Below are 11,829 nucleotides of genomic sequence, written 5' to 3' on the forward strand. Positions count from 1 at the left end.
TCACCCGCCCCTCGGGCGGGACGAGGCGCGGGGGCGGATCCGGGCCGGGATCGTCCGGCCGCCCGGCGCGGGATCGGGGAGGGCGGGGTCGAGACGGGCGACCAGGGTCGTGACGGCCGCCTCCGCGATCGCCTCCGGCCGCAGCGTCACGGTGGTCACGGGCGGGTCGGTCTCGGCGTAGGCGGGATCCTCGCTGGCGCAGACGAGGAGCAGGTCGTCGGGGATCCGCAGGCCGTGCCGGGCCGCGGCCGCGTGGGCCTGGCGGCCGCCGGGGTCGTAGACGGCGTGGACGGCGTCGCAGGCGCGGTCGGCGAAGGCCCGGTCGAAGGCGTGGCCGGGCGCGTCGTCCGGGTCGAAGGGGATCACCAGCGGGTCGTGCCCGTGCTCCCGGCACCACTCCTCATAGGCCCTGGTCACCGCGCCGGTGTAGTACTCGCGGCCGAACCCGGCATGCAGCGCGATCCGGCGGGCGCCGGCGGTGGCCAGGTGGTCGAGGACCTCGCGGGTGGTGGCGGCGTGGTCGTTGTCGACCCAGACGTCGTCGGGGCACGGGTCGGCGGGGCGGCCGTCGAAGACCACGGGGATGCCCCGGGCCCGCAGGGCGCGCCGGACCGGATCGTCGTCGGGGCTGTCCAGCAGGAGCATGCCGTCGACGGTCAGGGTGTGCCACAGGGTCTCCCCACCGCGCGCCGCGGGCAGCACCGTGAGGGCGTAGCCATGGGCGTGCGCGGTGGCGGTGGCGGTGGTCAGCAGCCGGGAGAAGTAGGGGACTTCCAGGTAGTTCCAGGGCTCGCCGGCGAAGGTGGTGACGGCGAGGCCGAGCGTTCCGGTGCGGCTCAGGGGCGTACGGCGCGATCCGTAACCGAGGGCCGCGGCGACCTCGCGGACCCTGCGGCGCGTGGACTCGCCGAGCCGGCCCGTCCCGTTGAGGGCATGCGACACCGTCGCGGTGGACACCTCGGCGGCGCGGGCGATGTCGGTGAGGGTGGGCCCTGACATGCGCGCCATCGTACGGATTTCGCGGCCCGGGGAGGCTACTGGTTACGACGTTAATCAGCGAACGTCCGGCCACAGCCAATGTTTGGAGTGGTCATGACTTCTTCCCTGAGCCGGCGCACCGTTCTCGCCGCCGCCGGTGCGGCGGGGCTCGTCGGGGTCGCCGCCGGCCCCGCGGCGGCGGGCTCCCGCCCCCGGTCCGCCGCCCTGGTCGTGCACAACGCGCGGGTGTTCACCGGTCGGCCCGGCGCCCGGCCCGTCGAGGCCGTGGCCGTCGGGCGCGACGGCCGGATCCTGGCCACCGGGCGCGGCACCGAGCTGCTCCGCCTCGTCGGCCGCGACACCGAGGTCGTGGACGCGCGCGGGGCGACCGTGATGAGCGGCATCCACGACGGTCACGTCCATCCGCTGGGTGCCGGCAGCCGCTCGTTGCGGCCCTCCCTCGAAGGCGCGGAGACGACGAAGGAGGAGCTCCTGGCGATCCTGACCGGGTTCCTGAAGGACACCCCGGGCCAGGAGCCGGACGGCTGGCTGGTGGTGGAGGACTGGAATCCGGTCGGTCTGCTGCCGCAGGGGACCCTGCCCCACCACGCGCTGCTCGACTCCCTGCCGACCCGCCGCCCGGTCGCCCTGGTCGGCGGCGACGGCCACAACATCTGGGTCAACGCCCGCGCCCTGGAGATCGCCGGCATCACGGCCACGACGCCGGACCCGGTGGGCGGGAAGATCGTGAAGGGGGCGGACGGCAGGCCGACCGGGGTGCTCAAGGACGACGCCCAGCCGCTGGTGACCCGGCACATCCCGGAGCCGAGCGAGGCCGAGCTGGTCGAGGCGTGCGCCCGGGTTCTCGGCCGGGCGGCGGCCTCCGGCGTCACCACCATGATGGACGCCTGGGTCGGGCGCGGGGAGCTGAGCACGTATCAGGCCCTGTCGGCGGCGGGGAAGCTGCCGCAGCGGATCGTCCCGGCGATCCGGATCGACTCGGAGCAGGCGAAGGACCCGGCGGCCGCGCTCGCGTACGCGCGGGGGCTGCGCCGGGAGTTCGGCGGCGTGCGGGGGCTGCGGTTCGGAATGATCAAGGTGTTCCTGGACGGGGTGATCGAGTACCCGGCGCAGACCGCGGCCTTGCTCGAACCCTATCTGGACGGGGAAGGGCGCCCGACGACGAATCGGGGCGAACTCTATGTTTCCGGTCGGGACTACGGGCGACTGACGGCCGCCTTCAACCGGGCCGGCTGGCAGCTGCATGCCCACGGTCTCGGCGACCGCGCGGTGCGCACCGCGCTCGACGGCTACGCCTACGCCCGCCGCGCGACGGGGCTGCGCGACGCGCGCAACGCCGTCGCCCACCTCCAGCTGGTCGACCCGGCCGACCTGCGGCGCTTCGCCGAACTGGGCGTGGCGGCCTGCATGCAGCTGCAGTGGGCGGCCCGGGACACCTGGACGATGGAGGCGCTGCTGCCGCACATCGGGCCCGAGCGGCACCGCTGGATGTACCCGGCGCGCTCGCTGGAGCGTCACGGCGCCCTGCTCTCGGGCGGCTCGGACTGGCCGGTCGACGCGCTCCAGGTGTGGAACCAGATCCGGACGGCGATCGACCGGCAGGGCTCGCACGGCGACGGGCCGCTCTACCGGGAGCTGGAGGGCCTGAGCCGCACCTCGGCACTGCGGATGCACACGTACGGCACGGCATGGCAGCTGCGCATGGACGGGGAGACCGGGACGGTGCGGGAGGGACGGGCCGCCGATCTGGTGGTTCTCGACCGGGATGTCACACGTTGTCCGGTCGCGGACATCAGCGACACCGAGGTGCGGCTCACGCTGGTCGGGGGCCGCGTGGTCCACGACGCGGACTCGGCCTCGGGCCGGACCGCGGCCGCCGGCCTGGCCCGCGCGGTGTCGGCGCCGCGCCCTTCGGCGTACGCGGCGGTCCACGGCGGCCGCCACCGGGCGTGCGGCTGCGGCGAGAACTGACGGGTCGCACCGGCCCCCGTACGGCCGCGGAGGAATTGCCGGGGCCGTACGGGAGGCCGAGGATCGAACCATGTTCAGCGGCGCGCATGTGATCCTCTACACCCCGGACGCGGAGACCGACCGGGCGTTCGTCAAGGACGTCCTGGGCTTCGACCACGTCGACGCGGGCGGCGGCTGGCTCATCTTCCGGCTGCCTCCGGCGGAGCTCGCGGTCCACCCCACGGAGGGCGGGCCGAAGCACGAGTTCTACCTGATGTGCGAGGACATCACCGGCACGCTGACCACCCTGGAGGACCGCGGGGTGCAGGTCTCACGGCCCATCAGCGACCAGGGCTGGGGACTCCTCGCCGCCGTACGCATGCCGAGCGGCGCCGAACTGCCGCTCTATGAACCGCGCCACCCCACCGCGCACACTCCGTCACCCTGATGGCCCACCCCCTCGCAGGACCCATCTCATATCTGAGATAACGTGACGGCATGGCAGACGACTACCTCGTACGCATCGGCAAGCTCATCCGTGACGCCCGCCAGCACCGCGGCTGGACCCAGACGCAGCTCGCGGAGGCCCTGGCCACCAGCCAGAGCGCGGTCAACCGGATCGAGCGCGGCAACCAGAACATCAGTCTTGAGATGATCGCACGCATCGGTGAAGCGCTCGACAGCGAGATCGTCTCTCTGGGTTACGCCGGCCCCATGCATCTGCGGGTCGTCGGCCGCCGCCGGCTCTCCGGTGCCATCGACGTCAAGACGAGCAAGAACGCCTGTGTCGCCCTGCTCTGCGCCTCGCTCCTCAACAAGGGCCGCACGGTCCTGCGCCGCGTCGCCCGGATCGAGGAGGTCTTCCGGCTCCTGGAGGTCCTCAACTCCATCGGGGTCCGCACCCGTTGGATCAACGACGGCGTCGACCTGGAGATCGTGCCGCCGGCCGAGCTGGACATGGACTCGATCGACGCCGAGGCCGCGATCCGCACCCGCTCCATCATCATGTTCCTCGGCCCGCTGCTGCACCGCCTCGACCGCTTCAAGCTGCCCTATGCGGGCGGCTGCGACCTCGGTACGCGCACCATCGAGCCGCACATGATCGCGCTGCGCCGCTTCGGTCTGGACATCACCGCCACCGAGGGCCTCTACCACGCGCGGGTCGAGTCGTCCGTCGTCCCCGACCGCCCGATCGTGCTGACCGAGCGCGGCGACACCGTGACCGAGAACGCGCTGCTGGCCGCCGCCCGCCACGACGGCGTGACCGTCATCCGCAACGCCTCCTCCAACTACATGGTCCAGGACCTGTGCTTCTTCCTGGAGGCCCTGGGCGTACGGGTCGAGGGCATCGGCACCACGACCCTCACCGTGCACGGCATCGCGCAGATCGACGTCGACGTGGACTACTCCCCCTCCGAGGACCCGGTCGAGGCGATGAGCCTGCTGGCCGCGGCCGTCGTCACCGAGTCGGAGCTGACGATCCGGCGGGTCCCGATCGAGTTCATGGAGATCGAGCTCGCGGTCCTGGAGGAGATGGGCCTCGACCACGACCGCTCGCCGGAGTACCCGGCGGACAACGGCCGTACGCGCCTGGTCGACCTGACGGTCCGCCCCTCCAAGCTGGAGGCGCCGATCGACAAGATCCACCCGATGCCGTTCCCGGGCCTCAACATCGACAACGTCCCCTTCTTCGCGGCCATCGCGGCGACCGCGCAGGGCAAGACCCTGATCCACGACTGGGTCTACGACAACCGCGCGATCTACCTCACCGATCTCAACCGCCTCGGCGGCCGCCTCCAACTCCTGGACCCCCACCGCGTCCTGGTCGAGGGCCCCACCCGCTGGCGCGCCGCAGAGATGATGTGCCCCCCGGCCCTGCGCCCGGCGGTGGTCGTCCTCCTCGCGATGATGGCGGCGGAGGGCACGTCGGTCCTGCGCAACGTGTACGTCATCAACCGCGGCTACGAGGAACTGGCGGAGCGCCTGAACTCGGTGGGCGCGCAGATCGAGATCTTCCGGGACATCTAGAAAGCCGGGGCTCGGAGCCGAGCCGCGCGCCCCTCCCCCACGTCCGCCCGAGCCTCTCTGCTCGAAGGGCCCATCCGGGCCCTTCGAGCAGCCGTAAGCTCGGTCGGCACCGGCAGAAGCGGGGGAGTCGATGGACTGGCAGTGCGCCAAGTGCGAGAAGCCGATCACGTTCGCCGACGGAGAGTCGATGGGCGACGCCACGCGCCGCCACTCGCGCGAAGCCGTTCACGCGTGGACCGGTGCACGGCGGACACCTGCCGCCGGCGTCGAGCAGACATGGCTCACGCCGTCCGAGCGCGCGGACCGATCGGAACGCGCCTCGGCCTCCCGTCACAACTCCGTCGGCCTGTCGGAAAGCAGCGCTGCTCGCCCCGGCAAGGGAACGGTGAGGAAGACCGGCAAGACCGAGAGGCGGGCTCCCTCGGGCACCCTCTTGTACCTCGTCGCCGGTCTCGTGATGGCCGTCGCCATCGTCGCCCTTCCCGTCAGCTGGGGTGAGGAGCCCGACCGCAGCCCCTCGGGGTCGTCCACCGGCCTGGCCCCCGAGCCCGAGAGCAGCCCCTCCGAGTCGTCCACCGCTTCGATCACCGAACCCGAGGCCGGCTCCACCACGACGACGCCGCCGCCTCTCGACTCCTCGTCCCCCGCGTACACCCCCGAGCCCGGGAACGCCCCGAACACGGAAGGCGGCCGGCCTCGCGACTCTCGCGACAACGACAGCTACTACGACGGGATCTACGACAACGACGACGAGTGGCACCGCGATCACGGCAACCCTGACGAGTACTACGACGGCGATTACGACAACGACGACGACTACCACCGCAAGTACGGCAGGGACTGACCGAGCCTCCAGGCGCTCACCCCGTCCGATCCCCCACGAGCAGCCAGGAGCGGGCACGGCGGGTGTCCGGCGTGCCCGTCCCGGGATGCGGGTCAGCCGACGCCCGGGGGGCCCATGCCGCCCTTGAGGCGTTCGATGTCCGAGGCTCGGACCTGGATGACGAACAGGGCGATGAAGAACGCCACGATGGCGAACGCCGCCGCCGTGATGAAGCCGGACGAGACGCCGGAGGTGAGGACCTCGTCCGCGTAGGGCGGGGGCAGTTGGCCGGTCTCGGCGAACCGGGCCTTCTCCAGGGGGCCCGCCTGGGACAGGAAGATCGGTATCTGTTCCTGCGCCTCGTTGCGGCTGGCCGTGCCGAAGACCGTCACCAGGATCGAGAGACCCAGCGAACCGCCCACCTGCTGCGTGGCGTTGAGCAGGCCGGACGCCGCGCCCGCCTCCCTCTGCTCGACGTTGGACAGCGCCATGATGGTCAGCGAGACGAACATCAGGCCCATGCCCAGGCCGAAGACGAGGATCGGGCCCAGGATGCTCCCCAGATAGGTCGAGTCGACGTTGGTCAGGGTCAGCCAGGACAGGCCGGCCGCCGACAGCAGCGAGCCGACGACCATGAAGGGTTTCGGACCGAACTTGGGCAGCAGTTGGGAGGCGAAGCCGGCGCCGACCGCGATGATCGCGCTGACGGGCAGGAAGGCGAGGCCGGTCTTCAGCGGGCTGAAGTGCAGGACTCCCTGCACCCACAGCGTCAGGAAGAAGAACATGCCGAAGATCGCCGCGGCCAGACAGAGCATGATCGCGTACGTGCCCGCCCGATTGCGGTCGGCGAACATGTGCAGCGGAGTGATCGGCTGCCGGGACCGGCGCTCCACCAGGATGAACAGGAGCAGCAGGACGACCGCGGCGCCGAACGAGGCGAGCGTCCACGGGTCGCGCCAGCCCTCCTGGGAGGCCCGGATGAAGCCGTACACCAGCGCCACCATGCCGAGGGTCGAGGTGAACGCTCCGGTGAAGTCGAAGTGGCCGGGGTGCCGCTCGGACTCCTTGATGTGGCGGGGCGTCAGGAACGCGATGAGCAGCGCGATCGGCACGTTGACGAAGAAGATCCAGCGCCAGTCGAGCCACTCGACGAGCAGTCCGCCCGCGACGAGCCCGATCGCGCCGCCGCCGGCCGAGACCGCCGCGAACACGCCGAACGCCCGGTTGCGTTCCGGGCCTTCGTCGAAGTTCGTGGTGATCAGGGAGAGCGAGGTCGGGGAGGCGATCGCTCCGCCGACGCCCTGGAGCGCCCGCGCCGCGAGGAGTTGCCAGTCGTTCTGGGCAAATCCGCAGAGCAGCGAGGCGAATCCGAAGAGCAGGATGCCGAACATGAAGACGCGGCGGCGGCCGAGGATGTCGCCGGCTCGTCCACCGAGGAGCAGCAGTCCGCCGAAGGTCAGCGTGTAGGCGTTGACCACCCACGACAGGCTGGTCGTGGAGAAGTCGAGAGAGCTCTGGATGTGCGGCAACGCGATGTTGACGATCGTGATGTCGAGCACGACCATCAGCTGACAGGACGCGATCACGAAAAGGGCGATGCCCTTGCCGTCACCGCCCTTCCTTGACGCTGTGGTCTCCGCTGGAGACGTCGGCTTCGGGGTACTCATGGCGCATCGCGCCCCCTCGCCTGGTGTGGGGGAGCCGTGGGCCGGTCAGTCCACCCTTTCGACACTAAGCCCGGGTCCGGCGGCTGACCAGTTGATCAAGACCCGCCCGCGGAGGTCTCCGCGACGAAGGCGCGCAGCTCCTTCGCCAGCCGTTCGGGCTGGTCCTCGGCGACGAGCGTCCTGCTGTCCGCGATCTCGACGAGCCGCCCCCGGGGCAGGAGTTCGGCGAGTCGGCGGCCGTGTTCGCGCGGCATCATCAGGTCGTCGACGGCCCAGACGACGAGCGCGGGACGGTCGAACGTCCGCAGTCCCTCGGCGGCCCGCAGGAGTTCGTCCTTGCGGACGGCGAGGCAGTAGCGGCGGAAGTCGTGGCGGATCGCGGGGTCGGTGCGCAGGGGCCGCAGCCAGGCGTCGGCGATCGCCTCGGGCACCGGTCGGCGGGTGAGCGCCCCGAGGCCGACGGGCAGTCGGCGCAGCGGCTTCAGGCCGAGGACACGGGCCATCAGCAGGACGCCACCGGGGATGCGGCAGGCCAGGTCGATCATCTTGCCGGGCGTGCCGGGCGGGTAGTTGTCGAACGCCTCGCAGGAGATCAGGACGAGCCCGGCGAGGCGTTCGGGGTGCCGGACGGCCACGGTCTGGGCGCGCCCGCAGTCGCTCTCGACGAGGACGACGTCGGTGAGGTCGAGCCGGTCGAGGAGTTCGGCGATCAGGTCGACGACGCTGTCGGGCGAGAGCGGCACCTCGGGGTTCATCGGGGTGCGGTGGGAGCCGTACGGGAGGGTCGGTGCCACCACCCGGTGGTCCGGGGCGAGTTCGGCGATCACCTCGCGCCAGACGGTGGCGTCGTGGACGAGCCCGTGCAGCAGGACGAGCACCGGGCCCGGGCCGCCGGTGTCCTCGTACGCGATGGTTCCCGCGGTCAGCTCGATCTCCGGCATGGCCCCCCTGTCGCCCGGCCTACTCCACCACCGCGAAGCCGTCCAGCTCCACCTGAGCCTGATCGTCCCACAGCCGTACGACTCCGATCACGGCCATCGCCGGGTAGTCGCGGCCCGCCAACCTCCGCCAGATGGCGCCGAGTTCAGGGGCGTGGGCGCGGTAGTCGGCGACGTCCGTGGCGTAGACGGTGACGCGGGCGAGATCGCGGGCGGTGCCTCCGGCGTGCCGGAGGGCGGTGAGGAGGTTGGTGAGCGCGGTCTCGAACTGCTCGGGCAGGGTCTCCCCCACGATCTTGCCGTCGCGGTCCAGGCTGGTCTGGCCGGCGAGGAAGACGAGCCTGGTGCCGACGGCGGTCACGGCGTGGGAGAAGCCGGTGGGCGGGGACAGTTGCGCGGGGTTGTGCCGGTGCAGGCTCATCGGGACGGCTCCTTCGGCTCGGCGGCGACGACGGGCTCGGTGCGCGACCCTCCGGCACGCGGCACCTCGGCGGGCGGGCCGGGCGTCACGGGTGGCGGCGGGCCCGCGACCGCCTCGGCCGTGGCGTACAGCTCCTTGGCGATGATGGTGCGCTGGACCTCCGTCGCTCCTTCGTAGATGCGTGGGGCACGCACCTCCCGGTAGAGGTGTTCCAGCAGGTGGCCGCGTTGCAGCGCCCGTGCGCCGTGCAGTTGGACGGCGGCGTCGACCACGTACTGCGCCGTCTCGGTCGCCAGCAGTTTCGCCATTGCCGAGCGCCGGGGCACGTCGGCCGCGCCCGCGTCGTACGCCGCTGCCGCCGCGTACACGAGCAGGCGTGCGGCCTCGGTGCGGGTGGCCATCTCGGCGACCTGGTGGGAGACGGCCTGGAGGTCCCGGAGGACGCCGCCGAAGGCGGGCCGGGCGGCGGTGTGGGCGAGGGTCGCGTCGAGGGCGGCCTGGGCCATGCCGACGGCGAAGGCGCCGACGCTGGGGCGGAAGCGGTTGAGGGTGGTCATGGCGACGCGGAAGCCCCGGTCGGTCTCGCCGAGGACGTCCGCCGGGCCGACCGGGACGCCGTCGAAGACCAGGGAGCCGATGGCGTGCGGAGCGAGCATGTCCAGGGGTGTGCCGGAGAGGCCGGGCCGGTCGGCGGGGACGAGGAAGGCGGTGACGCCGCGCGCTCCGGCGCCCCGGGTCGTCCGGGCGAAGACGGTGGCGAAGTCGGCCTCGGGGGCGTTGGAGATCCAGCGCTTCTCGCCGTGGAGTCGCCAGCCTCCCGCGCCGTCGGGGCGTGCCTCCAGGGAGAGCGCGGCCGCGTCGGAGCCCGCGTCGGGCTCGCTGAGCGCGAAGGCCGCGACGGCGCGGCCCGCGACGATCTCGGGGAGCCAGCGGGCCCGCTGGTCGGGTGTGCCGAAGGCGGCGACGGGGTGGCCGCCGAGGCCCTGGAGGGCGAGCGCGGTCTCGGCCTCCGTACACGAGTGGGCGAGGGACTCGCGCAGCAGGCAGAGGTCGAGGGCGCCCGCCTCGAAGAGTCCGTCGAGGAGGCCGAACTCGCCGAGGGCGGCGACCAGGGGGCGGTTGACCCGGCCCGGCTCGCCCTTCTCCGCGAGCGGCCGCAGATGCTCGGCCGCGAGGGCGCGGAGCTCCGCACACCGGGCGGTCTGGCGTGGATCGAGTGAGAATACGGACATTCGGACCCCTGTCTCCCTCTGGCTCGCTCGCCTGCATCAGTTCTATCGCGCACCGTTGACTGTCGTCACCATCACGATACGCTCGATGGGCGACCCCACGACGACAAGGGGACGAACTCATGGAGCTGACCCCCTCGGCCCACCACGACACCTTCGCGCGCGACCATCTGCCGCCCGCCGACACCTGGCCCCACATGCTCTTCGACCTTCCGGAGCTGGCCTATCCGGAGCGCCTCAACTGCGGGGCGGAGCTGCTCGACCGCACGATCGAACGTTTCGGCCCGGAACGACCCGCCTTCCGGGACGGACACGGGAATGTCTGGACATATGGACAGCTGAGCGAACGGGTGAACCGGATCGCCCACGTGCTGACCGCCGACCTCGGCATCCTGCCCGGCAACCGGGTGCTTCTGCGCGGCCCCACCACGCCCTGGCTGGCCGCCTGCTGGCTCGCGGTGATGAAGGCCGGCGCGGTCGCCGTCACCGTCCTGGCCCAGCAGCGCGCCCAGGAACTGGCCGTGATGTGCGAGATGGCGCACTGCACCCACGCGCTGTGCGACATCCGGAGCGTCGACGACCTGGTCAAGGCCGAGGTGCCCGGGCTGCGGATCACCGCGTTCGGCGGGGACTCCCCCGACGATCTGCTCTCCCTCGCCATGGGCCGGCCGGACACCTACGAGGCGGTGGAGACGGCCGGGGACGACGTCGCCCTGATCGCCTTCACCTCGGGAACCACCGGGCGTCCCAAGGGATGCATGCACTTCCACCGCGACGTCCTCGCGGTCGCCGACACCTTCTCCGCGCACGTCCTGCGTCCCGCACCGGACGATGTCTTCGCCGGCTCGCCCCCGCTCGGCTTCACCTTCGGTCTCGGCGGTCTCGTCCTCTTCCCCCTGCGGGCCGGCGCCAGCGCGCTGCTGCTGGAGCAGGCGGGACCGAAGCAGCTGCTGAGGGCGATCGCGGACCACCAGGTGTCGGTGCTGTTCACGGCTCCGACCGCGTACCGGCTGATGCTGGAGGAGATCGACCGGGAGGGCGCGTACGACCCGGCCGTGCTGCGGTCGCTGCGGCGGTGCGTGTCCGCGGGCGAGAACCTGCCGGCCGCGACCTGGGACGCCTGGCACCGGCGCACCGGCCTGAAGCTGATCAACGGCATCGGAGCCACCGAGCTGCTGCACATCTTCATCTCCGCGGCCGACGGGGACATCCGCCCCGGGACGACCGGGCGGCCGGTGCCCGGCTGGCAGGCGCGGGTGGTCGACGCCGCCGGCGCGGAGGTCCCCGACGGCCAGGAGGGTCTGCTCGCGGTGCGCGGGCCGGTCGGCTGCCGCTACCTGTCGGACCCGCGGCAGAGCGAGTACGTCCACGACGGCTGGAACGTCACGGGCGACACGTACGTCCGCGACCCGGAGGGCTACTTCCGCTATGTGGCCCGTGCCGACGACATGATCATCTCGGCCGGGTTCAACATCGCGGGGCCCCAGGTCGAGGAGGCGCTGCTCGCCCACCCCGACGTGGTCGAGGCGGCGGTGGTGGGCCGCCCGGACGAGGTGCGCGGCCAGATCGTGGTCGCGTACGCGGTCGTACGGGACGGGGTTCCGCGCGACGCGGACACGGCGGGTGCGCTGCGGGCCTTCGTACGGGCCCGGCTGGTGCCGTACAAGAGCCCGCGCGAGATCGTCTTCCTGGACGCGCTGCCCCGGACGGCCACGGGGAAGCTCCAGCGATTCCGGCTGCGCGCGGTGCCCGAGGACACCCCCTAGAGTGATCA

Annotated in this window: 10 protein-coding genes; 5 read left to right on the forward strand and 5 right to left on the reverse strand. The window is 72.1% G+C overall.

Annotated elements, in window-relative coordinates:
- Entirely contained in the window at positions 1-999 is a 999-nt protein-coding gene (locus AB0D99_RS12215; protein ID WP_362359383.1) for a LacI family DNA-binding transcriptional regulator, read from the reverse strand.
- A gap of 93 nt (positions 1,000-1,092) precedes the next feature.
- On the opposite strand from AB0D99_RS12215, the gene AB0D99_RS12220 reads away from it, so the two are divergent.
- The 4 genes from AB0D99_RS12220 to AB0D99_RS12235 all read left to right on the forward strand — a co-directional run bounded on the left by AB0D99_RS12220 (position 1,093) and on the right by AB0D99_RS12235 (position 5,821).
- A complete protein-coding gene (locus tag AB0D99_RS12220; protein WP_362359385.1) occupies positions 1,093-2,970 on the forward strand; it encodes an amidohydrolase in 1,878 nt (625 codons plus the stop codon).
- Positions 2,971-3,040: 70 nt separating this feature from the next.
- Entirely contained in the window at positions 3,041-3,397 is a 357-nt protein-coding gene (locus AB0D99_RS12225; RefSeq protein WP_362359387.1) for a VOC family protein, read from the forward strand.
- Between the two features lie 50 nt (positions 3,398-3,447).
- Complete coding sequence (locus AB0D99_RS12230) at positions 3,448-4,977, forward strand: UDP-N-acetylglucosamine 1-carboxyvinyltransferase (protein ID WP_362359389.1); 1,530 nt, start codon at positions 3,448-3,450, stop codon at positions 4,975-4,977.
- Between the two features lie 130 nt (positions 4,978-5,107).
- The gene (locus AB0D99_RS12235) at positions 5,108-5,821 is read left to right on the forward strand and encodes a hypothetical protein (protein ID WP_362359391.1); all 714 of its coding nucleotides are present in this window, start codon (positions 5,108-5,110) and stop codon (positions 5,819-5,821) included.
- 92 nt (positions 5,822-5,913) lie between these two features.
- Here the strand turns inward: AB0D99_RS12235 and AB0D99_RS12240 are convergent, their stop codons facing one another.
- From AB0D99_RS12240 to AB0D99_RS12255, 4 genes are all read right to left on the reverse strand, one after another.
- The gene (locus AB0D99_RS12240) at positions 5,914-7,467 is read right to left on the reverse strand and encodes an MFS transporter (RefSeq protein WP_362359393.1); all 1,554 of its coding nucleotides are present in this window, start codon (positions 7,465-7,467) and stop codon (positions 5,914-5,916) included.
- Between the two features lie 95 nt (positions 7,468-7,562).
- Positions 7,563-8,408 (reverse strand): alpha/beta hydrolase, encoded by an 846-nt coding sequence (locus AB0D99_RS12245; RefSeq protein ID WP_362359395.1) that lies wholly within the window; start codon positions 8,406-8,408, stop codon positions 7,563-7,565.
- Between the two features lie 19 nt (positions 8,409-8,427).
- The gene (locus tag AB0D99_RS12250; protein WP_362359397.1) at positions 8,428-8,826 is read right to left on the reverse strand and encodes a RidA family protein; all 399 of its coding nucleotides are present in this window, start codon (positions 8,824-8,826) and stop codon (positions 8,428-8,430) included.
- Positions 8,823-10,058, reverse strand: coding sequence for an acyl-CoA dehydrogenase family protein (locus AB0D99_RS12255; protein WP_362359399.1), 1,236 nt, complete (start codon positions 10,056-10,058; stop codon positions 8,823-8,825). Before AB0D99_RS12255 ends, AB0D99_RS12250 begins: the two co-directional genes overlap by 4 nt.
- 119 nt (positions 10,059-10,177) lie before the next feature.
- On the opposite strand from AB0D99_RS12255, the gene AB0D99_RS12260 reads away from it, so the two are divergent.
- On the forward strand, positions 10,178-11,821 hold the full coding sequence (locus tag AB0D99_RS12260; RefSeq protein WP_362359401.1) for an AMP-binding protein: 1,644 nt from the start codon (positions 10,178-10,180) through the stop codon (positions 11,819-11,821).
- Positions 11,822-11,829 lie beyond the last annotated feature (8 nt).

Origin of the sequence: Streptomyces sp. NPDC047971, assembly GCF_040653355.1 — a bacterium.
Classification (GTDB): Bacteria; Actinomycetota; Actinomycetes; order Streptomycetales; family Streptomycetaceae; genus Streptomyces.